The sequence below is a fragment of the Methylobacterium sp. A54F genome (genome assembly GCF_053346035.1).
Genome location: NZ_JBKFBF010000005.1, coordinates 100874 through 122816, shown reverse-complemented (window position 1 = coordinate 122816; position 21943 = coordinate 100874). Strand labels below are relative to the sequence as shown.

Below are 21943 nucleotides of genomic sequence, written 5' to 3'. Positions count from 1 at the left end.
GAGGACGGCTGCGCCTGGAAAGCGCGGCCGCGGGCGCTTAAATGGCCTGCATGCCAGACCCGACGCCCGACCGAACCGGAGGCGGCGCCCCGGCGGCTCCGGCCGTCGCGGACGCGGCGTTCCTCGGGCTCGCGGTGGAGCGCGGGCTCCTCGATCCCGCGCAGGCCGCGGCGCTGCTCGACCTCCGCCGGGAGATGGCGGGCCAGGATCCGTCCGTGCCGGATCTCGCCGACGACGAGGAGCGGGTCCGCTTCGTCACGGGCTTTGCCGACATCTTCGTCAGCATCGGCATCCTGCTCGTGCTCGGCACGACCGGCTACCTCCTCGTCGGGCGCGTCGAGCCCGCCCTCGGCTGGGGTGCGGTCGCGGCGCTGGCCTGGGGGCTCGCCGAGCTGTTCTCGCGCCGCCGGCGCATGGCGCTGCCGAGCATCGTCCTGCTCGTCGCCTTCGTGGGTGCCGGCTACGCGGGCGTGGTCGCCCTCCTCGGCGGCGAGGCCGGGCTCCGCGCGCACGTCCTGGGGCCCCGCGGCTCGCCCGGCGGCGCCCTGCCCTATCTCGGCGCGACGCTCGCCGCCTGCGGGCTCGCCGCCCTGCACTTCCGGCGCTTCCGGGTGCCCATCACGGTCGCGGCCGGTGCGGGGGCGGCGGCCGCCGCGGCCTACGTGCTGGCCGGCGCCCTGCTGCCCGCACCGGAGCGGGGCGCGCTGAACGCCGTCATGGCGCTCCTCGGGCTCGCGATCTTCGCCCTCGCCATGCGCTACGACCTGTCGGACCCGGCGCGCGCGACGCGGCGGACCGACATCGCCTTCTGGCTGCACCTCCTCGCGGCGCCGCTCATCGTGCACCCGGTCCTCGGCCTCGTGACCCTGCGGGCGGCGGCCGTCTCACCGGCCGCGGCGCTCGCGGTCCTCGCCCTGATCCTCTGCCTCGCCCTCGTCGCCCTCGCGACGGACCGCCGCGCCATCCTGGTCTCCGGCCTGACCTACGCGGGCATCGCCCTCGGAACCCTGATCCGCGAGGTCGGGTTCGGCACGCAGGCCGGGCCCTACAGCCTCCTGGGCCTGGGGCTCTTCGTGCTGCTCATCAGCCTGACCTGGCGGGACCTGCGCGGCCGCGTGCTGCGCGCCCTCCCCGATTCCCTCGCGGCCCGCCTGCCGCAGCCCACAGGATTCCGATGACCACCTTCTCACCCCGCGAGATCGTCTCCGAGCTCGATCGCTTCATCGTCGGGCAGCACGACGCCAAGCGCGCGGTGGCGATCGCCCTGCGCAACCGCTGGCGGCGCCAGCAGCTGAAGGGCCCGCTCCGCGAGGAGGTGGCGCCCAAGAACATCCTGATGATCGGCCCGACCGGCTGCGGCAAGACCGAGATCGCCCGGCGCCTCGCCCGCCTCGCCGGCGCGCCCTTCCTCAAGGTCGAGGCCACCAAGTTCACCGAGGTCGGCTACGTCGGCCGCGACGTCGAGCAGATCGTGCGCGACCTCGTGGAGGTCGGCATCGGCCTGCGCCGCGAGGACAAACGCCGCGCCGTGAAGGTGAAGGCGGAGGCGGCGGCCGAGGAGCGCATCCTCGACGCGCTGGTCGGCCCCACCGCGAGCCAGCCGACCCGCGACAGCTTCCGGCGCAAGCTCCGCAACAGCGAGCTCGACGACAAGGAGGTCGAGATCGAGCTGGCCGGCGGCTCCCCGGCCGGGCTGCCGATGTTCGAGATCCCCGGCGTCCCCGGCGCCTCGATGGGGGCGATCAATATCGGCGACATGCTCGGCAAGGCGCTGGGGGGCCAGCGCGGCAAGCCCCGGCGCATGAGCGTGCGCGACGCCCACGCCCCCCTCATCGCGGAGGAGTCGGACAAGCTCGTGGACGACGACGCCCTGGTGCAGGAGGCGATCCGCGAGGTCGAGGACAACGGCATCGTCTTCCTGGACGAGATCGACAAGATCTGCGCCCGCGAGGGCCGCTCCTCGGCGGACGTCTCCCGCGAGGGCGTGCAGCGCGACCTGCTGCCGCTCATCGAGGGCACGACGGTGGCCACCAAGCACGGGCCGGTGAAGACCGACCACGTCCTGTTCATCGCGAGTGGCGCCTTCCACGTCTCGAAGCCCGCCGACCTGCTGCCGGAGCTGCAGGGCCGCCTGCCGATCCGCGTCGAGTTGAGCCCGCTGACCGTCGAGGACTTCAAGCAGATCCTCACCAGCACCGAGGCGAGCCTCCTGAAGCAGACGGTCGCCCTGATGGAGACCGAGGGCGTCACTCTCGCCTTCACGGACGACGCCGTGGACGCGCTGGCGCGGGTTGCCGTTGAGGTGAACGGCTCGGTCGAGAACATCGGCGCCCGCCGCCTCCAGACGGTGCTGGAGCGGGTGATCGACGAGATCTCCTTCACGGCGACCGACCGGGGCGGCGAGACGGTGACGATCGACGCCGCCTACGTGCGCGACCGCGTCGAGAGCCTGGCGGCGAACGCGGACCTGAGCCGGTTCATCCTGTGATATTAGACTCTTGTGATTCCGTCGGGACGGTAGGGGTCACTCCCGCTCAGACACTAACCCCCGTCATCCCGGGGCCGCGCAGCGGAGCCCGGGATCCAGACCCGCTGGGGCGGCAGAACGAGACGCCGTCGGCGGCTCTGGATTCCGGGCTCGCCTCCGGCGCCCCGGAATGACGGAGGTAGCGGCTGGGGCGATGCAGATCGCCCTTTCATCCGGCATCGGCCTGATCCCTTCGGGATCCCGAGCCGCCATCGCTCATGCGCCGTGTGGGCTCGGCTGCTAGGCGCCCCGCTTGGCTCAAGCGAAGCCCGTATGAGGGGCGGGTCGCCTCGTCCGTCCCGGCGCCCGCTTCAGGCTGAGGTGCCGCGCTCGGCGTGTCGTGACCGGGCGGATGCCCGGTGCCGATCGCGCAACGGACCGCGTTCGCTCGTCGAGCAGACTCCAAGCGTCCGATCGGGCCGGGCGAAGCCGGGACGCTTCGATCCGAAGGAACGACCGGAACCGACAAGCCCCCCTACGCCCTCAGGCCGCCACCGCCTGCAGGAAGCGGCCGATCTCGGCGTCGAGCTTCGCGGCCACCTCCTCCACGGTCGAGGCGGCGCCCTCCACCGTCGCGGCCATCTCGGCGGTCTGGCGGGCGGCGGCCGCCACGGTGTCGAGGTCGCCCGCGATGGCGACGCTGGTGCGGGCCGTCTCGCCGACGTTGCGGGCGATCTCGCCGGTGGCGCTGCCCTGCGCGGCCACCGCGCCGGAGATGTCGGCGGTGGCGGCGCTGATCGCGCCCATGCGGTCGCTCATCCGGCCGATCGCCTCGACGGTGACGCCGGTGGCGGTCTGCACGCGGGCGACCTGGCCCGCGATCTCGTCGGTGGCTCGCGCCGTCTGCTCGGCGAGCGCCTTCACCTCGGCTGCGACCACCGCGAAGCCGCGCCCCGCCTCGCCGGCCCGGGCCGCCTCGATGGTGGCGTTCAGCGCCAGGAGGTTCGTCTGCTCGGCCACGGCGCGGATCAGCCCGACCACGTCGCCGATGCGGCGCCCGGTGGCGGCGAGGTCGCCCACCTGCGCGTTCATGGCCTCGGCCTCGCCGAGCGTCTCCGCGACGGCATCCTGCGCCCGGCCGATGCGGGCCTGGATCTCGGCGACCGAGGCGGTGAGCTCCTCCGTGGCGCTCGCCACGCTCTGCACGTTCGCGGAGGTCTCGCGGGCGCCGGCCGAAGCACCGCCGATCGCCTCCTGCGCCCGGCCCGACAGGGCGGCCATGGCGCCGGCCCGCTCGCGCATCGCGTCCGTGCGGCTGCCGAGCAGGCGAAGCGAGTCCTGCACCTCGACCCGGAAGCGGGCGACCTCGGCGTCGAGGCGCTCGCGCCGGGTGCGCTCGCCCGCGCCGCTCGCCGCCCGGTCCGCCTCCAGGGTGCGGGCATGGCGGCCGACGTCCCGCAAGGCCGCGAGGGCGCGGGCCACCGCGCCGATCTCGTCCCGGCGCGCCTGCGAGGGGATCGGCGCGTCGAGGTCGCCCTCGGCGAGGCGGGTGGTGCGGGCGCTGATCGCCTCCAGCGGCCGGAACAGGCGCAGGCCGACGGGCAGGATCAGCAGGCAGGCGACGAGGGCCACGGCGAGGGCCGCGACGGCGGTGGTGCCGACCGTCGTCGCGTAGGCGTCGTGGTACCGCTCCAGCGGGATGCCGACGTAGAGGATGCCGTTGACCCGGCCCGCCGGATCGAGGGTCGGGTGGTAGACCGTGTAGAAGGGCCGCCCGAACAGGGTCACGGCCCCCGCGAAGGGCTTGCCGGCGCGCAAGGCCGCCTGGGCCGGATGGTCCGGCGCCAGGGCCGTGCCGACGGCGCGCTCGCCGTTCTCCTTCTTCACGTTGGTGATGCGGCGCACGAAGCGATCGCCCGCGGCCTCGTAGGCGAAGACCGTCGCGTTGCCGCCCACGTAGGCGGCGACGTCGTCGACCACCGAGAGGTCGCTGAGCCGGCCGAGGTCCGGCGCCACCGCGCGGGCGATGCGCGGACCGTCGAGGGCGACGGCCGCCCCCGGCACCTTGGCGTCGAACACCAGCGCCAGGGTGCGGATGTGCATCTCCGCCTCGTCGCGCTGCTTGGCCTTGAGCTCCGACCAGATCTGGTGGCTGCTGACCGCGAGGACCGCCGCGACCGTGAGCACGATCGCGGCTCCGGCGAGCAGGATGACCTTGGCCGTGAGGCCGCGCAGGCGCTGCGGAAGGCCCTTCATGACACCCATCCCCCCGAACCCCGCCATGACGGGGCCGATGCCGCGCGCCGGGCTGCCGCGGCAGGCGCCGCGGTACTGGGCCGGCTCGTCTTCACGCGGACGTGATTGCGAACTAGGGTTGTGTAGCGAGATCAGACCTAATTTTCGGTGAAGGTCGGTTGCGGGCAATGCACGGCCCGATGCCCCTCGGGCTCAGGCCTGCCAGACCTGGCCCGGCCGCAGCGCCAGGAAGGTCTCGGCCGGCCGCCCCGCCGCGGCGAGCGCGGCGGCGAGCGCCTCCGCGGGCCGCTCCACGCCCTCGTCGGTGAGCTGGAAAGTGCCCCAATGGTGCCCGAGCACCTGGGCCGCGCCCAGCATCCCGGCGGCCGCCACCGCGTCCTCGGGGTTCATGTGCTGGGGCTTCATGAACCAGCGGGGCTCGTAGGCCCCAATCGGCAGGGTGGCGAGGCGGGGCTCCCCGAAGCGCGCCCGCACCGCCCGGAAGATCGCGCCGTCTCCGAGGCCGGTGTCGCCGACATGGTAGTGGACACCCGCCGGACAGGTCAGGACAAACGCACACCACAGGGCCATCCGCTTGTCGCCGAGGCCCCGCGCCGACCAGTGGTTGGCCGGCGTCAGGTGCACGGCGAGGCCGCCGCCGAGATCGACACTCTCGCCCCAGTCGCGGGTCTCGACGTGCATGGTCTCGTCGTAGCTCCGCAGGATGGCGTCATTGCCGAGGGGCGCCACCACCAGAGGTTGGTGCGCCTGCCAGAGCCGCGCCATGGTGGGGCCGTCGAGATGATCGTAGTGGTTGTGCGTGATCAGCACCGCGTCGACCGGCGGCAGGTCCGCGAAGGCGATGCCGGGCGGGTTGACCCGTTTCGGCCCGGCGAACCGGACCGGGCTCGCGCGCTTGGCGAAGACCGGATCGACCAGGATGTTGCGGCCGGCCACCTGAAACAGGTAGCTCGCATGCCCGATGAAGGCGACGCGCAGGGCCTCGCTGCGCTCCGGCGGCCGATCGGCCGGGAACGGGCTCGGGAAGCGGGCAGGCCAGGACTCGCCCGAGCGGGCGAACTGCCAGCGCAGCACGTCGACGAGGTCCTTGTCGGCGGCCTGCTCCGGCGCGTGGAAGCGCAGGCCGTCGAAGTGGTCGCTCTTCGGCCCGTCGTAGTAGGGGTTGCCCCGCCGGCGATGGGCGGCGTAGCCGACCCCCCCGAGGGTCATCACCGTGGCCGCGCTCGCGACCGTGAGCAGGCTTCGCCGTTTCATGCGGCCGGAGATGGCGGGGCTGCGCGCGCCGTCAAGCGGCCCGCGGCATCAGGAGCGCCAGCGCAGCTCCCGTGGCTCGAGTGGGTTGGCGAAGGGCCGGCCCGCGCGCGCCGCCTCGAGCGCCTCGCGCTTCAGGCGGAAGTACCATTGCGAGGGCAGGTCGCCCTGCCCGAACAGCACCATGGTGGGCTTGCGGTCGAGCCCCGCCTGCGCGTGCTGCAGCACCTGCTGATCCTGCGTCAGGAACTGGCGCATCAGCAGGCGGGCGAGCGGCTTCAGCGGGTTCAGGACCGGCATGTTCCAGTAGAGCGCGTTCGTCAGCATCGTGCGGCCCTGGCCGAGGGGCGTCGCAAAGGTGTAGTTCGCGACCCGCTTCTCCCCCGCCACGATCCGCTCCAGGCGCACGCCGGGCAGGCGGAACTCGATCTCGACGTCGGGCACCCCGCCGAGCAGCCGGTAGACCGGTGAGCTCGTCGTGGTGGCGTGGCTCGTCATGGTGAAGCCGTGCGGGGTCGGCGTGAAGGTCTTCACCTTCTCCCGCAGCGCCTTGGACGGCCGGAACCACCAGGAATCGTGAACGAACGCGACGTGGCCGGGGTCCACGAGGCTCAGCGTCGTCAGGTCGAAGGAGGCCTCCACCACGAGTTCCACCACGACCCGCCCGGCGGGCTTGAAGGTCAGCTCCGGCAGCGCGGGCACGTCGGGTGCGGAGGTCCCGAGATGCGGGTTCACCCAGGCGAAGCCCGCGCTCTCGCGAACGGGGAAGCGCTGCACGACGATGCGCGAGAAGTCGGCCGCATCGTGGGCCGATAGGGTCGGAACGTCCCGGCAGCGCCCGTCCGTGCCGAAGCGCCAGCCATGGAACGGGCAGGTGAGACCGTCCCCGTCGAAGCGGCCTTTCGAGAGGGCCATGCCGCGGTGGGGGCAGCGGTCGCGCAGGGCGAACAGGGCGCCGGCCCCGTCCCGTCCGACGACGATCTGCTCCCCGTCGAGCTCCGCCGCGCGCAGGCCCCGCGGTCCCGCCGTGAAGCTCTCGGACCGGCCGACGCAGTACCAGGCATCCGGCAACGGCCGGCGCATGGCCTCCGGGTCGAGGGCCTCGTCGGCGGAAGCGGGCTCACGCACGGGCTGGCGCACGGGCTGGACGGTGGAGGTCACGGCGCTGGTCATGTCTCGGGTGGCCGGCCTGTCTACGCCGGGCGCCGCACGCTGGCCAGCGGCGAGAGGGCGCAGGCGCCGCGGCACCCGCGCCGCTTCCCATCCGCGGCCCGCGTCCCTACCTTGGGCTTCCCAGCAACAAACGAAAGGAGGTGATCCAGTGTCTCATTGCTTCATGCCGCGGTCGTCGGCGAACCGGACCTGGACCGTCATCTCCGGCGCTGCTCTCGAGCGCGTCTGAGTCGTTCGACAGGTTCGGCCGAGCCACCGCGGTTCGGCAATGGAAGGGCCGCCCATCGGGCGGCCCTTCGGCTTTTCTGGGCTCGGGCCCAACCGTCCCCAACTTGTTTTGGCCGCAAAGGCGCGCGATCCCGCCTCCCGGTGTCGCGGCGGAAGGCCACGGGCGCCGCCGCGCGGACGTAGGGTGACGCCGGGTCCGTGCATCGTGCCCCGCACACCTTGCCCGCGTGACGGCGCAGCCTTACCACTGCCGCGGAACCTGAGCCGCACTCTCGACGCCCGGCCGGAACCCTCGCCCGTTGCGCATCCTCGCCCTCCTCCTCGCGTTCCTGGCCGCCACCCTCGCCATCGGCGGCTCCGCGCACGCCGTCGAGGCGGTGCGCGTCACCCTCGACGCGCCGGTGATCGACCTGACCTCGGCGATTGAGCGCTACCGCTCCGACGGCGACCTGATCCAGATCTCGACGGCGCCCGGCAAGGACGGGATCGTGCGCCGGATCGTCGTGAAGGCGCGCGACACGGGCGCCCGCCCCGACTGGATGGTCTTCGCGCTCACGAACGACACCGACGAGCAGATCGACCGCATCCTCGTCGCCCCGCATTTCCGCTTGGTCGATTCCGGGGTGGTCTGGCCCGACCTCGGAGGCTCGCGCATCGCCGCGATCACGGCGAGCCAGGGCATCCGTCCGGAACGGGACGAGAACCCGGAGGCCGACCAGTTCGTCATCACGCTGGATCCGGGCACCACCGTCACCTTCGTGGCGGAGCTGCGCGGCCCCAACATCCCCCAGGTCTACCTCTGGGACCAGGACGCCTACCGCAAGAAGACAGCCGGGCTGACCCTCTACAAGGGCATCATCATCGGCATCGCCGGCCTCCTCGCCCTGTTCCTGACGATCATCTTCGTGGTGAAGGGGGCGATCATCTTCCCGGCGGCGGCTGCGCTCGCCTGGTCGGTGCTCGCTTACGCGTGCATCGATTTCGGCTTCCTGCAGCGGGTCTTTCCCGTCACCGAGATCGCCGAGCGCGTCTACCGCGCCTCCGCGGAGGCGGTGCTCGGGGCGACCCTCCTCGTCTTCCTGTTCGCCTACCTGAACCTGTCGCGCTGGCACGTGCGCTACAGCCACGTCGCCTTCTTCTGGCTCGCCTTCCTGGCCGGCCTCGTGGGGCTCGCGGTGTTCGATCCGCCGGTGGCGGCCGGCGTCGCCCGCATCTCCATCGCGGCCGTGGCGGGCGTGGGACTCCTGCTCATCGTCTACCTCGCCGCCCACAACGGCTACGACCGGGCGATCCTGCTCGTGCCGACCTGGACGCTCCTGCTCATCTGGGTGGTGGCGGCGGGCTTCGCGATCACGGGCCAGATCGGATCGGACCTCGTGCAGCCGGCGCTGATCGGCGGCCTCGTCCTCATCGTCATGCTGATCGGCTTCACGGTGATGCAGCACGCCTTCGCGGGCGGCGGCCTGACCCATGCCCTCGTCTCCGACACCGAGCGCCGGGCGCTCGCCCTCACCGGCGCGGGCGACGTGGTGTTCGACTGGGACGTGCCGGGCGACCGCGTCTTCGCGGGCCAGGAGATCGAGGGGCAGCTCGGCCTCAAGCGCGGCGCCCTGGAGGGCCCGGCGGCCAACTGGCTCAACCTGCTCCACCCCTTCGACGTCGAGCGCTACTCGGCGGCCCTCGATACGGTCATCGAGGAGCGGCGCGGCCGCATCATCCACGATTTCCGCCTGCGCGCCTCCAGCGGTGCCTATTACTGGTACCGTCTGAAGGCGCGGCCGGTGATCGGCTCGGACGGCGAGGTGCTGCGCATCGTCGGCACCATCGCGGACGTCACCGAGCTCAAGACCGCCGAGGAGCGCCTGCTGCACGACGCCGTGCACGACAGCCTGACCGGCCTGCCGAACCGGGAGCTGTTCGGGGACCGCCTCGACGCCGCGCTGGCCTTCGCGAGCCAGGACGCGCGCCTGAAGCCGACGGTGATCGTCCTCGACATCGACCGATTCAAGTCCATCAACGACGGGATCGGCCTCTCGGCTGGCGATTCCATCCTGCTCACCCTGTCGCGCCGCCTCGGACGGCTCCTGCGCCCGCAGGACACGCTGGCCCGCGTAGCGGGCGACGAGTTCGCCGTGATCCTCGTCTCCGAGCGGGATCCCGACCGCATCCTGGCCTTCGCGGAGATGATCCGGCGCGCCATCGCCACCCCGATCACCTACGCGGACCGCGAGATCTTCCTCACGGTGTCCATCGGCCTCGCGCTCCACGAGACCGGCGCCGCGCAGAAGCGCGACGACGTGTTCAAGGCCGCCGAGATCGCGATGATCCAGGCCAAGCGCAGCGGCGGCGACCGGATCGAGGTCTTCCGCGCCAACATGCGCAACGAGCGCTCGGACCGGCTGATGCTCGAGGGCGACCTACGCCGGTCGCTCGAGCGCAACGAGATCAAGGTGCTGTTCCAACCGATCGTGCGGCTGGAGGACCGGACGGTGGCAGGCTTCGAGGCGCTCCTGCGCTGGGACCACCCGAAGCTCGGCCGCATCCCGCCCTCGACCTTCATGCCGGTCGCCGAGGAATCCGGCTTCGTCGTCAACCTCGGCATCTTCGCCCTGGAGCGCACCGCCCTGGAGCTCGCGGCCTGGCAGCGCTCCCTCGACGTCGAGCCGCCGATCTTCGCGAGCGTGAATGTCTCCTCGCGCCAGCTCCTGCGCCACGACCTCCTGCACGACGTGAAGACCGTGCTGGCGCGCTCGGGCGTGCTGCCGGGCTCGCTCAAGCTGGAGCTGACCGAGGGGCTCGTGATGGAGAACCCCGAATACGCGGCCCAGATGCTCGCCCGCATCCACGACCTCGGAGCCGGCCTGTCGCTCGCCGATTTCGGTACCGGCTACTCGGCGCTGGCCTACCTGCAGCGCTTCCCCTTCGACACGATCAAGATCGACCAGAGCTTCGTGCGCCAGATGGCGGCGGGCAACACCGTGATCCTGCGCTCCATCGTGAAGATGGCGAACGAGCTCGGCCTCGCCATCGTGGCCGAGGGCGCGGAATCCGAGGGCGATGCCCAGGCGCTCGCGGAGCTCGGCTGCGAGTATGCGCAGGGCTACGCATTCGGCGAGCCGATGACGACGCTGCAGGCGCGCCAGCTGGTCGGCGCCGCGCCCGAGGCGGCCTGAGGGCCGGGCCCGCGGCCCGAAATGCCCGAGCGTCCCGATTCCTTGGCCGGACGTCCAAACCGTGTCCACGGACGTTGAAGACTGCTGTCCTATGTCATAGGCCCCGTCCGGCCGCGTGTCCGGGATGAACCCGCGAGCCGGCATGCAATCTGGGGGCTGGGACGATGCTGAGACTTCTGTTCACGAAGAGGGGCCGCTGCGCACGCGGCCAGTTCTGGACGATCACCCTGGCGGGGACGACCCTCTACGCGGTGTTCGTCGGCGTGGTGGCCTACTTCGCCGCGCAGGCCTTTCCGCCCGAGCTGACGAACGCCGAGACGAACAACTACGACATCTCCACGATGCTGGTGCCCCTGATCGCGGCGACGCTGATCCCGACCCTGATCTTCCTCTGGTCGATGCTGTGCGTGACGATCAAGCGCTGGCACGACCGGGGCAAGTCGGGCTGGTGGATCTTCATCAGCCTCGCCCCCGTGATCGGCGGCGCCTGGCACTTCATCGAGACCGGATTCCTGCCCGGCACGCCCGGCCCGAACGCCTACGGACCCGATCCGCTCGCAGCGCGCGACGTGCCCGGAGCGCTGGGCCTCGCCACGACGCCCTGAGCGCCCCTAGCGCCGGGCCGCCCGTCGGTGTGGCCCGGCGGACCCCGCATGGCGCAGCAATTTAAACCTCCCTTAACCATGATGCTGCAAGCATGGGTTAGGGTTCGGTCGGTGCGGCAGCACCGCGGACCGGATCTCGGAGGTGCGTGATGGCCGATGCGGCGAGGCGGGTTCGCGAGGGAAGCGGTTCGGACGTCGTGCGTCGTCTCCTCGCGCGGCCCATCCGGCTCGATCCCGCGCGCGTGACGGCCGCCGCGCCGGCGGAGCTCGACCGCGAGCCGGCGCCCGAGGCGGACGATGCGGCCTCCGAGTCCGTCGCGCGCCTGCGCACCGAGATGTCGGTGATGAAGGCCATCATGATGGCCGAGCGCGGCGAGGCCGCGCGCCTGCGCGCCGAATTCCACCGCATCGCCGGCCCGGATCCCGTCGGCGAGGAAGCCCGCGTCGTGCGCGATCGTTGGGCTGCCCTCGTGGACGGCCTGCTGAACGCCCCGCGCTGAGGCGGCCGCGGACCTCCATGTTCACCGCGAAGCAGGCGGGAGAGCTGCCATGAGTGCGCGCTGCTCGCTCGTCGTCAACGGCAAGTCCGTGCGGGTCTCCACCGGCGACACGCCCCTGGAGGCCGCCGTGGCCGAGGGCATGATCGCGCCGGCGCTCGGCGTGCCCGGTGCCGAGCTGCTCGGCCAGGCCCCCGCGGTGCGCCGGAGCCCGCCGCGCGGACGCCGCCTGGACGGCGTGCGGATTGCCCCCGCCCAGGCCGCGACGTTCCATCCCCTGCCCGAGCCCCGCGCCACCCCGCTGGTGCGACGGGTCGGGACGGTCACCCAGGTCACGCCCCTCGGCCCCCGGGCGATCGAGGTCGTCGTGACGGTGACGAAGGCCTTCGCGTTCGAGCCCGGCCATCAGGTCGAACTGCTGTGCTCGGGCGAGGCGCCCGTCACCCTGAGCCCGACGCTCCGCGTCGACGGGGCCGCCGAGCTGAACGAACTCGTCCTCCACCTGCCGGCCTCGCTCGCGGCGGCGAGCGCCCTCGGCCGCCTGGGCTGCGACGTGAAGGTGAAGGGCCCCCTCGGCCGCGCGCAGTATCGCCCCGGCGGCGGGCGCCTCGTGCTGGTGGCGTCCGAGACCGGCTTCGCGCCGGTCTGGGCGATCGCCCGGGCCGCGCGCTACATCGAGCCGGCCCGGGAGGTCGCGGTCTTCGCCGGCGCCCGGGATCCCCTCGACCTGTACATGCGGCCGGCCCTCGACTGGCTGCGCGCCACCGGCGTCGCGCGGGTGGTTCTCGCGGCCGACCGCGCGCGGCAGCGGCCGCCGGATGTCCGGCCGGGTCCCCTCACCGCGCACCTGCCGCCGCTGCGCGCCACCGACGTGGTTCACGTGGCGGGGTGTGCCTCGACGGTGGGCGCCGTCCAGGTGCTGGCGGCGGCCGTCGGCGCGCGCTGCTACCCGATCCTGCTGCCGGACGCCTGACGCGGATTCAGCGAGGCCGGGGGCGGAGATCGGACCCACCCGCTCGCTCGTCACGATGAGGGAGGGCACGCCCGCTCCACGCGCCGCTCATGCGCGCGGCCCCTCCCGGATGGAAGGGGCCGCGACAGGCTACCCGGCTACGGCGGCGTTCAATCCACCTTCACCCGCCAGATCTCCTCGGCATATTCCCGCATCGAGCGGTCGGAGGAGAACCAGGCCATCCGGGCGGTGTTGAGAATCGCCTTGCGCCACCAGGCGGCGGGGTCGTTCCAGGCGGCGTCGACCGCGCGCTGCGCCCGCCAGTAATCGTCGAAGTCGGCGGTGAGCAGGTACTGGTCGCGATGGCGCAGGTCGTCGGTGAGGGGCCGGAAGCGGTTCGGCTCCTCCGGCGAGAACCGGCCCGCGGCGATCATGTCCAGGGCGGCGGCGAGGCGCGGCGAGGCCCAAATCGCGTCGCGGGCGTGGTGGGGCTCGGCGGCCCTTGCCTGCACGGCCGCCGCGTCGAGACCGAAGATGAAGATGTTGTCCGCGCCCACGTGGTCGCGGATCTCGATGTTGGCGCCGTCCAGCGTCCCGATGGTGAGCGCGCCGTTGAGGGCGAACTTCATGTTGCCGGTGCCGGACGCCTCCATGCCGGCCGTGGAGATCTGCTCGGAGAGGTCGGCGGCCGGGATGATCGCCTCGGCGAGGCTCACCGAGTAGTTCGGCAGGTAGACCACCTTGAGCCGGTCGGCGACCTCGGGGTCGTCGTTGACGGCGCGGGCCACATCGCAGGCGAGCTTGATGATGAGCTTGGCCTGGGTGTAGCTCGGCGCGGCCTTGCCGCCGAAGATCTTGACCCGCGGCGTCCAGTCCTTGTGTGGCTCGGCCTTGATCGCCTGGTAGAGCGCCACCGTCTCGATGACGTTCAGGAGCTGGCGCTTGTACTCGTGGATGCGCTTGATCTGCACGTCGAACAGGGCCGCCGGATCGACGTCGATGCCCGTGCGGTCCGCGATGATGCCGGCGAGCGCCACCTTGCGGCCGTGCCGGACCGCCGCGTAGCGGTCAGCGAAGGCGCGGTCGCCCGCGAACGCCTCGAGCCCCCGGAGGCGGCCCGGATCGTCGAGCACGGCCGCGCCCACGGCCTCCACGGCGAGCTTCGTCAGGCCCGGGTTGGCGTTGTGCAGCCAGCGCCGGAAGGTGATGCCGTTCGTCTTGTTGACGATCTTCTCCGGGTCGAGCGCGTGCAGGTCGCGGAACACGGTGGAGCGCATCAGGTCGGTGTGGAGCGCCGAGACGCCGTTGACGCGGCGGGACCCGTGGAAGGCGAGGTGCCCCATCCGGACGCGGCGGCCGTGGCTCTCGTCGATGAGCGACACGGCCGCGAGGTGCGCGGCGAAGTTCGGGGCGTCCTGGCGCCCGTGCCGGCCCTGCTCCTCCAGGTGCATCCAGTTGATCAGGTAGATGATCTGCATGTGGCGCGGCAGCAGCCGCTCCATCAGTTCCACCGGCCAGGTCTCCAGCGCCTCGGGCAGCAGCGTGTGGTTGGTGTAGCTCAGCGTGTTGGTGGTGACGTGCCAGGCGTCGTCCCAGGTGAGGCCGTGGTCCTCCAGGAGGATGCGCATCAGCTCGGGCACGGCGATGGCCGGGTGGGTGTCGTTGAGCTGGATCGCGGCATGGTCGTGCAGGCTGCGCACGTCGCCGCGCTCGGCGACGTGGCGCCGCACGAGGTCCTGCAGCGAGGCCGAGGTGAAGAAGTATTCCTGGCGCAGGCGCAGCTCCTGCCCGGCCGTCGAGGAATCGCTCGGGTAGAGCACCCGCGAGATCGCCTCGGCGCGGGCGCGGCCCGCCACCGCGCCGACATGGTCGCCGCCGTTGAAGGACGCGAGGTCCACCGGCGCCTCGGCCTCGGCCTTCCACAGGCGCAGGGCGTTGACGGTGCGGCCGCGCCAGCCGACCGCGGGTACGTCGTAGGCCACCGCCCGCACGGTCTCGGCCGGCGTCCAGTGGCGGCGGATCACCCCCTCGGACACCGCCGACAGGGTGACGGTGCCGCCGAAGCCGATCGTGTAGGTCGCCTCGGGCCGGGCGAACTCCCAGGGGTTGCCCTCCGCGAGCCAGGTCTCGGGCGCCTCGCGCTGCCAGCCGTCCTCCAGCGACTGCCGGAACAGGCCGTGGTCGTAGCGGATGCCGTAGCCGATGGCCGGGATGCCGAGGCTCGCCATGCTGTCCATGAAGCAGGCGGCGAGCCGCCCCAGGCCGCCGTTGCCGAGCGCCGCGTCGGGCTCGGCCGCCTCGACGTCCCCGAGCTCGACTCCGAGCTCGGCCAGGGCCGCGCGGGTCGTCTCCACGAGGCCGAGGTTGTTCATGGCGTCCGACAGGAGGCGCCCGATCAGGAACTCCAGGGACAGGTAGTAGACGCGCTTGTTGGGCACCGCCCGCTCGGATTCCATGCAGGCGTCGACGATGCGGTCGCGCAGCGCGAGCGCCGTCGCGGCGTACCAGTCGCGCTCGCGGGCCGTCGCGGGCGTCTTCCCGATGGCGTAGGCGAGCTTGGCGCGGATGGCCTCGCGCAGATCCGCGACCGCGTCACCGCCCGACGGGCGTTCGGGCGTGCGCCAGACCTGGGCCAGGCGTCCGGGGCCTGTCGCCGCGGAAGCGCTGGGAACTCGCTCGTCTCCCTTCTCGGGAGCGGTCATCAGTTCGTTCAACACGTTCATCCCCCATCATCGCTGGCGCTGCGCGACCCTCTCGCGAGGTTTCACGCGCGTCTGTCGGCGGTGATTGGCCCCCTCGGTCTGAGAGGGCACGATCGTGGGTCGCCTCTATGGCCTTGTCGAGACGCGGGCCGACCGAAGGTCGCCTTCGGCCATTGTCGTGCGTCTCTGTGTCATTGCAGACACAACCTTCCGGAGATCCCCCTCTACCTCCCGAGAGTATGCCATCGGCCCTTGAAGCGAATCTGAACGCCGCGCGAAGTCCCGCGCCGGTCGCCTCGGGCGACGTCAGCGATTAAGGACGGGCGGCCGACCGACTCGCGAGGAGCGACCCGATGCCTGAGACGATCTGGTGGAAGCGCGGCACGGTCTACCAGGTCTATCCCCGCTCGTTCCAGGACAGCGACGGCGACGGTGTCGGCGACCTCCGGGGCATCACGACCCGGCTCGACTACCTCGCCTGGCTCGGCGTCGATGCGCTCTGGATCTCGCCCATCTACCCGTCGCCGATGGCCGATTTCGGCTACGACGTGGCCGATTACTGCGGCATCGATCCGCTGTTCGGGTCGCTTGCCGATTTCGACGATCTGGTGACCGAGGCGCACCGGCGCAAGCTGAAGGTGATCCTCGACTTCGTGCCGAACCACTCCTCGATCGCGCACCCGTGGTTTGCCGAGAGCCGCGCCTCCCGCGAGAACCCCCGCCGCGACTGGTACGTCTGGCGGGATCCCGCCCCGGACGGCGGGCCCCCGAACAACTGGCTCTCGAACTTCGGCGGCCCGGCCTGGACGCTCGATCCCGCCACCGGCCAATACTACTACCACGCCTTCCTGGCCGAGCAGCCGGACCTGAACTGGCGCAACCCCGCCGTGCGTGCCGCGATGCACGACGCCCTGCGCTTCTGGCTCGACCGCGGCGTCGACGGCTTCCGCGTCGACGTGATCTGGCACCTGATCAAGGACGCGGATTTTCGCGACAACCCGGGCAATCCCGACTTCCTGCCGCACCAGCCCGAGATCAACCGCTTCACCCAGGTCTATTCCGCCGATCGCCCGGAGGTGCTCGACGTGATCGCCGGGATGCGCCGCGTGCTCGACGCCTACGACGAGCGGGTTCTGATCGGCGAGATCTACCTGCCGATCGAGCGGCTCGTGGCCTATTACGGGCCCGACCTCGATTGCGCCGATCTGCCCTTCAACTTCCAGCTGATCCAGACGCCGTGGCGGGCCGACGCGGTGGCCGAGCTCGTCGAGAATTACGAGGCGGCCCTGCCCGAGGGCGGCTGGCCGAACTGGGTGCTCGGCAACCACGATCAGCCGCGCATCGCCGCTCGCATCGGCCAGGCCCAGGCCCGGATCGCCGCGATGCTCCTCCTGACCCTGCGGGGCACGCCCACCCTGTACTACGGCGACGAGATCGGCCTCGACCACGTCTCGATCCCGCCGGAGCGCGTGCGCGATCCCTGGGAGCGCAACGAGCCCGGCCACGGCCGGGACCCCGAGCGCACGCCGATGCAGTGGGATGCCGGGCCGCAGGCGGGCTTCTCCGAGGCCGAGCCGTGGCTGCCACTCTCGCTCGATGCCGAGATCCGGAACGTCGAGGCCCTGCAGGACGCGCCGGGCTCGATCCTGACGCTGTACCGGCGCCTGCTCGCCCTGCGGCGCGAGCACCCGGCCCTCTCGGTCGGTGCCATCCGGAGCCTTCCGGGCGACGGCCCGGAGGACCTCACCGACATCCTCGCCTACGAGCGCAGCGCGGAGGAGAGCGTGATCCGCGTGCTGCTCAACTTCGGCCAGGCCTCACGGACCGTGCCGCTTCCGGAAGGCTCGACGTGGCGGATCCTCCTGTCGAACCCGGCCGGACGGGGTGGCGACGACGCCCGCGGTAGCGTGACGCTGGCCGGCGCCGAAGGTCTGATCTTGCTGCGCACCTAAATCCGCTGCATTGCAGCGCGGCGGCATGGAAAATTAACGCTCCCGATGGCCTGACTTGTGCATCGCAGCGGAACCGGCGAGGCGCGAGGGCGTTGGTGATGTCGACGTTGGCTGCGGGCAGGGTTGCCCGCCATGAGCATCCGGCTCGGCGTGGGAATGCGTTCATGGCTTATGTCGGCTCCGTCGAGGGCGCTGTGAGCGCGCCCGCTCCCGGCTCGGCCGACATCACCAACGCCCTTCCGGAGATCAGAACCTCCCTGCAGCCGCGCATCCTCTACGCGACGCCGGAGATGGCCGACTTCGTGAAGACCGGAGGCCTCGGCGAGGTGGCGGGTGCCCTGCCCCGGGCGCTCCGCCGGCACTACGACGTGCGCGTGCTGATCCCCGGCTACCGGCAGGTGCGCGAGGCCCATCCGGACATCCCGGTCGTGGGCCGCCTCGAGGGCTTCGCGGGCGTGCCGCCCTGCGACCTCGGCCTCGTGGAGACGGGCGACGGGCTTCGCGTCTACGTCCTCCTCAGCCCGGACCTCTACGAGCGCGACGGCACCCCCTACGGCAACGCCGAGGGTGACTTTCCCGACAACGACCTGCGCTTCGCGCGCCTCAGCCTCGCCGCGGCCGAGCTCTCGCAGGGCGCCGACCCAGCCTGGTCGGCCGACCTCCTCCACCTCAACGACTGGCAGGCCGCGTTGGCGCCCGCCTACCTCGCCTGGCGCGCGGCCCGCGTCCCGAGCGTCCTGACGATCCACAACCTCGCCTACCAGGGGCTCTTCCCGCAGGACAACCTCGCCCGGCTCGGCGTGCCGGACCATGCCTTCCAGATGAACGGCGTCGAGTTCTACGGGCAGCTCTCGTTCCTGAAGGCCGGCATCTTCTACGCCTCCCACGTCACCACGGTGAGCGAGACCTACGCCCGCGAGATCCTGACGCCGGATTCGGGCTGCGGCCTCGACGGGCTGCTGCGCACCCGCGCCGCGCAGGGGCGGCTCGCCGGCATCCTCAACGGCATCGACGAGAGCTGGGACCCCCGCACGGACCCGCACCTCGCCACGCGCTTCGAGGCGGACGACTGGAAGGGCAAGCGCGCCAACACCGAAGCCGTGCGCCGGCAGTTCGGCCTCGCGCTCTCCCGCGGGCCCCTCTTCGCCATCGTCTCGCGCCTCGTGCACCAGAAGGGCATCGACCTCTCGATCCAGGCGGCCGAGACGATCGTGGCCGAGGGCGGGCAGCTCGTGGTCATCGGACAGGGCGAAGGCCGCTTCGAGGACGCGCTGCGCGGGCTGGCGCGCCGGCACCCCGATACGGTCGGCGTCCACGTGGGCTTCCGGGAGACGGATGCCCGCCGGATGTTCGCGGGCAGCGACTTCCTGCTGATGCCCTCGCGCTTCGAGCCCTGCGGCCTCGCGCAGATGTACGCCCAGCGCTTCGGCTCTCTGCCGATCGTGCGGCGCACGGGCGGCCTCGCCGACACCGTCGAGGACGGCGTCACCGGCTTCACCTTCACGGATGCCTCGCCGAAGGGCTTCAGCCAGGCAATCCGGCGGGCCCTCGACACATTCGGCCAGAAGAAGCGCCTGAACGCCATGCGGCGCACGGCGATGTCGCGCAGCTTCGGCTGGGACGGGGCTGCGCTGAACTACAGCGCCCTCTACGCCCGCGCCTTCGGCAACAACGCCGCGGTGCGCTGACGCGCGGCCTGAACGGGCCGAACGCTCACCGGAACGTTCGTTGACCCCCCGAGACGTCCCGTGATCGCCTGACCGGGCGGGAGACGACGCGCGAATCAACGCGGCCGGCGCCCGCGCCCGGGGGGGCTTGGGGCGATGAGGTCTGCGCGCGCGATCCTGGCGGCCGTTCTCGCCGCGCTTGCCCTTCAGAGAGCGGGCGCGTTTGCGGCCCCGCAGGCGGAACCCCTCGCCCGGGTCGACGGGGCGCTCCGGAGCGTGACCGTGCTGACCCGGCCCGATCAGGTGGGCTACGCCACGGTCTGGGATGGCAACAAGGCGGTGCAGTGCCGGCGCATGCCCGACCGCACCCTCCGGTGCGAGGCCGCTGGCACCCGGATGCAGCCTTCCCTCGACGCGGTCCTGACGCCGGAGCGCGTCGCGGCGATTGCGCGCCTCGGTTGGTCCCTCGACCCGAGCTTCGGCCTGTACGTGCGGACGTTTCCGGCCGACATGCCGACCGGGATGGTGGCCGGACACATCCTCGATCTGCTGATCTCGGGCTACGCGGCCGCCGGCGACGCGCTGGAGGTGGGGACCGACTACGTGCCGGACACGCGCTGCCCGCCGCGCAGCGGCCCGTCGCAGAACCTCGCCGGCCTCGTCAACGACGCGCCCTCCCTGCGCAGCGTGGTCGTGCGGACCTGCGCCTACGTGGCGGACCCGCCGCCGCGGCGGGCCGAGACCCTGGAGGACCTGATCGCGCAGCACGGCGATCGGGTCGCGGCCGAGCTGCAGCGCCTGCGCGTGAACGCGGGCCGATCCGTCTTCGTCGTGCTCGATGCCGGCATCGGCTACGTCCAGTGCGCCCCCAAGTCGCCGGAAGCGCTCTACTGCGAGGCTCAATCGGTCCAGAGCTGGCCGGCGCTCGCCGCGGTGCTGACGCCCGAGCGGCTCGAAAGGCTGCGTGCCGCCGGGTTCGCCGAGCCGGGACGCAGCCCAAACCATTGGCGGGATTATGCTTTGGACGAATGGTCCGACGCGGCGATTGCCGCGAGCCTTCTGACAATCCTCCGGGAGGTCTACGGTTTCGGGGGCTCCGCCTCGCTCAAGTTCATCGCTCAGTAGGCCGGGGGCGCGACGTCGGTTCAGACATCGTTGACTGATTTGAGGCCTAGAATGTCCCGATAATACGGGGGATTCGCCGTGGGGAAGTTGGTCAGAATATTTTCTGGACTTTGCGTTGCAAGCTTAGTGTCTGGTGCAACCTTGGCTTTGTCGATCAACCGCCACGACGCTGCGGTCGAAGGAGTCGTACGGGCCCACGAGGCGCGGCTGCAATCCCTGCTCCTCGCCGACGAGATCCGCCAGGGGTCCGACGACCTCACGCGCCTCGGGCGCACCTACGTGGTCACCGGCGATCCGGCCTGGAAGCAGCAATACCAGGACGTTCTCGACATTCGCGGCGGCCGCAAGGCCCGCCCCCAGCAGTACCACCGCATCTACTGGGACTTCGTCGCCGGTGGGGAGGCCAAGCCCCGGCCCGATGGCGAAGCGGTGCCGGTCTCGACGCTCATGGAACGCCTCGGCTTCACGGATCAGGAGACCGGAAAGCTCGCGGAGGCGGTACGGAACTCGGATGGTCTCGTGAAGCTCGAGGTCGAGGCGATGAACCTCGTCGAGGGGAAGGACCCTGCGGGGGCCGCGATCGCGGACTGGAACCCCGAGAAGGCGCGGGTGCGCGCCGCCGGCCTCGTTCATTCCGCCGATTACCACCGGTTCAAGGCCGCAATCATGCGGCCCCTCGACGAGTTCTACGTCCTTCTGCAGGACCGCACGACCGCGACGGTCGCCCGGAACGAGGCCGAGGCGACGTTCTGGTCAAGGGTCGTGCTGGCGGCACTGCTGCTGACCATCGCCTCCATGCTGGCACTCGGCTGGTTCGCCTACCGGGCCCTCGTCCGGGGCTATGCGGCGGTGGGCGCGGCCATGGCGACCGTTGCGCGGGGCGATTACACCGCCGCTATCCCGGGCCGCGATCGGCCCGACGAGGTCGGCGACATGGCGCGGGGCCTCGAATCGCTCCAGCACAGCCTCGCGCGGGCCGAGGCGGAGCGCCGCCTGGAGGAGGGAGCGGAGCAGGAGCGCGCCCGCCGGGCAGGCACCATCGCGATGGCGGACGCGTTCGAGACGGCGGTGGGGCCGATCGTGCGCGGCCTTGCGGGCTCGGTCGGAGAACTCCAGGCTGCGGCTCGGACGATGACCGACACCGCCTCGGACACGACGAGCCGGTCCGAGGCCGTCGCGTCGGCCGCCGGCGTGGCATCGACGCATGTCGAGGGCGTCGCCTCGGCGGCAGCGGAACTCAGGACCTCCGTCTCCGAGATCGCGCGGCAGGTGGATGCGTCCTCGGCCCTCGCCAGGACCGCCGTGGACGAGGCCGGCCGCACGGCGGCCCTGGTGCGCGACCTGAGCAGCGCCGCGACGCAGGTCGGGACCGTGGTCTCGATGATCTCGGCGATTGCCGGGCAGACCAACCTCCTGGCGCTCAACGCCACGATCGAGGCGGCCCGCGCCGGCGAGGCCGGCCGCGGCTTCTCGGTGGTGGCCGCCGAGGTGAAGGAACTCGCCAACCAGACGGCCCGCTCGACGGACGAGATCAGCCGTCAGATCGGCGGCATCCAGGACGCGACGCAGCAGGCGGTCTCGGCCATCGCGGGCATCGGTTCGCGCATCGAGGCGATGAGCGCGGTCGCGGGCAGCATCGCCTCCGCGGTGGAGGAGCAGGGCGCGGCAACGCAGGAGATCGTGCGCAGCGTCGCGCAGGCCGCCGCCGGGACAGGCGCCGTCACGTCCAACATTGCGGGCGTCGCCGACGCGGCCGGCGAGACGGGGGCCGCCGCCGCGCAGGTGTTGGCCTCGGCCTCCGAGCTGTCCCGCCAGTCGGGACAGCTCGGCGCGGAACTGGCCTCCTTCCTCGCACGCGTGCGGGCCGCCTGAGGCGGCCCGTCCCGCGGGCGGCT

14 protein-coding genes are annotated in these 21943 nt (G+C 71.9%); 10 read left to right on the top strand and 4 right to left on the bottom strand.

Going from position 1 to position 21943, the window contains the following annotated elements; all coding sequences use genetic code 11:
- Positions 1-50 precede the first annotated feature (50 nt).
- Together ACLBXP_RS10195 and hslU are read left to right on the top strand one after the other, a co-directional pair.
- The gene (locus tag ACLBXP_RS10195; RefSeq protein WP_447667529.1) at positions 51-1178 is read left to right on the top strand and encodes a hypothetical protein; all 1128 of its coding nucleotides are present in this window, start codon (positions 51-53) and stop codon (positions 1176-1178) included.
- On the top strand, positions 1175-2488 hold the full coding sequence (gene hslU, locus ACLBXP_RS10190) for an ATP-dependent protease ATPase subunit HslU (protein WP_447667528.1): 1314 nt from the start codon (positions 1175-1177) through the stop codon (positions 2486-2488). Before ACLBXP_RS10195 ends, hslU begins: the two co-directional genes overlap by 4 nt.
- 522 nt (positions 2489-3010) lie before the next feature.
- Here the strand turns inward: hslU and ACLBXP_RS10185 are convergent.
- The 3 genes from ACLBXP_RS10185 to ACLBXP_RS10175 form a co-directional block, all read right to left on the bottom strand.
- Positions 3011-4723 carry a methyl-accepting chemotaxis protein gene (locus tag ACLBXP_RS10185; RefSeq protein WP_447667527.1) on the bottom strand — a complete coding sequence of 571 codons (1713 nt, stop codon included), beginning with the start codon at positions 4721-4723 and terminating at the stop codon, positions 3011-3013.
- A 192-nt stretch (positions 4724-4915) separates the two neighbouring features.
- Positions 4916-5977 carry an MBL fold metallo-hydrolase gene (locus tag ACLBXP_RS10180; protein WP_447667526.1) on the bottom strand — a complete coding sequence of 354 codons (1062 nt, stop codon included), beginning with the start codon at positions 5975-5977 and terminating at the stop codon, positions 4916-4918.
- 48 nt (positions 5978-6025) lie between these two features.
- Positions 6026-7147 (bottom strand): Rieske 2Fe-2S domain-containing protein, encoded by a 1122-nt coding sequence (locus ACLBXP_RS10175; protein WP_447667525.1) that lies wholly within the window; start codon positions 7145-7147, stop codon positions 6026-6028.
- 527 nt (positions 7148-7674) lie between these two features.
- On the opposite strand from ACLBXP_RS10175, the gene ACLBXP_RS10170 reads away from it, so the two are divergent.
- The 4 genes from ACLBXP_RS10170 (at position 7675) to ACLBXP_RS10155 (ending at position 12623) form a co-directional block, all read left to right on the top strand.
- Positions 7675-10548 carry an EAL domain-containing protein gene (locus ACLBXP_RS10170; RefSeq protein WP_447667524.1) on the top strand — a complete coding sequence of 958 codons (2874 nt, stop codon included), beginning with the start codon at positions 7675-7677 and terminating at the stop codon, positions 10546-10548.
- Positions 10549-10712: 164 nt separating this feature from the next.
- Positions 10713-11153 carry a DUF805 domain-containing protein gene (locus ACLBXP_RS10165; protein ID WP_447667523.1) on the top strand — a complete coding sequence of 147 codons (441 nt, stop codon included), beginning with the start codon at positions 10713-10715 and terminating at the stop codon, positions 11151-11153.
- Between the two features lie 197 nt (positions 11154-11350).
- On the top strand, positions 11351-11653 hold the full coding sequence (locus ACLBXP_RS10160; RefSeq protein ID WP_447667522.1) for a hypothetical protein: 303 nt from the start codon (positions 11351-11353) through the stop codon (positions 11651-11653).
- Between the two features lie 49 nt (positions 11654-11702).
- The gene (locus ACLBXP_RS10155; protein ID WP_447667521.1) at positions 11703-12623 is read left to right on the top strand and encodes a ferredoxin--NAD(+) reductase; all 921 of its coding nucleotides are present in this window, start codon (positions 11703-11705) and stop codon (positions 12621-12623) included.
- A 149-nt stretch (positions 12624-12772) separates the two neighbouring features.
- Here ACLBXP_RS10155 and ACLBXP_RS10150 read toward each other — a convergent pair whose 3' ends face one another.
- Positions 12773-15325: a glycogen/starch/alpha-glucan phosphorylase gene (locus tag ACLBXP_RS10150; RefSeq protein WP_447667520.1), complete on the bottom strand. Its 2553-nt coding sequence runs from the start codon at positions 15323-15325 to the stop codon at positions 12773-12775.
- Between the two features lie 332 nt (positions 15326-15657).
- On the opposite strand from ACLBXP_RS10150, the gene ACLBXP_RS10145 reads away from it, so the two are divergent.
- From ACLBXP_RS10145 to ACLBXP_RS10130, 4 genes are all read left to right on the top strand, one after another.
- Positions 15658-17256, top strand: coding sequence for an alpha-amylase family glycosyl hydrolase (locus tag ACLBXP_RS10145; RefSeq protein ID WP_447667519.1), 1599 nt, complete (start codon positions 15658-15660; stop codon positions 17254-17256).
- 164 nt (positions 17257-17420) lie between these two features.
- Complete coding sequence (gene glgA, locus ACLBXP_RS10140; protein ID WP_447667518.1) at positions 17421-18944, top strand: glycogen synthase GlgA; 1524 nt, start codon at positions 17421-17423, stop codon at positions 18942-18944.
- Between the two features lie 261 nt (positions 18945-19205).
- The gene (locus ACLBXP_RS10135) at positions 19206-20048 is read left to right on the top strand and encodes a TY-Chap domain-containing protein (protein WP_447667517.1); all 843 of its coding nucleotides are present in this window, start codon (positions 19206-19208) and stop codon (positions 20046-20048) included.
- 141 nt (positions 20049-20189) lie between these two features.
- Complete coding sequence (locus tag ACLBXP_RS10130; protein WP_447667516.1) at positions 20190-21920, top strand: methyl-accepting chemotaxis protein; 1731 nt, start codon at positions 20190-20192, stop codon at positions 21918-21920.
- Positions 21921-21943: the final 23 nt, after the last annotated feature.

Coding starts and splice junctions, on each gene's coding strand:
- ACLBXP_RS10195 (WP_447667529.1), top strand. CDS start 51: ATGCCAGACCCGACGCCCGACCGAACCGGAGGCGGCGCCCCGGCGGCT.
- hslU (WP_447667528.1), top strand. CDS start 1,175: ATGACCACCTTCTCACCCCGCGAGATCGTCTCCGAGCTCGATCGCTTC.
- ACLBXP_RS10185 (WP_447667527.1), bottom strand. CDS start 4,723: ATGAAGGGCCTTCCGCAGCGCCTGCGCGGCCTCACGGCCAAGGTCATC.
- ACLBXP_RS10180 (WP_447667526.1), bottom strand. CDS start 5,977: ATGAAACGGCGAAGCCTGCTCACGGTCGCGAGCGCGGCCACGGTGATG.
- ACLBXP_RS10175 (WP_447667525.1), bottom strand. CDS start 7,147: ATGACCAGCGCCGTGACCTCCACCGTCCAGCCCGTGCGCCAGCCCGTG.
- ACLBXP_RS10165 (WP_447667523.1), top strand. CDS start 10,713: ATGCTGAGACTTCTGTTCACGAAGAGGGGCCGCTGCGCACGCGGCCAG.
- ACLBXP_RS10155 (WP_447667521.1), top strand. CDS start 11,703: ATGAGTGCGCGCTGCTCGCTCGTCGTCAACGGCAAGTCCGTGCGGGTC.
- ACLBXP_RS10150 (WP_447667520.1), bottom strand. CDS start 15,325: ATGAACGTGTTGAACGAACTGATGACCGCTCCCGAGAAGGGAGACGAG.
- ACLBXP_RS10145 (WP_447667519.1), top strand. CDS start 15,658: ATGCCTGAGACGATCTGGTGGAAGCGCGGCACGGTCTACCAGGTCTAT.
- glgA (WP_447667518.1), top strand. CDS start 17,421: ATGGCTTATGTCGGCTCCGTCGAGGGCGCTGTGAGCGCGCCCGCTCCC.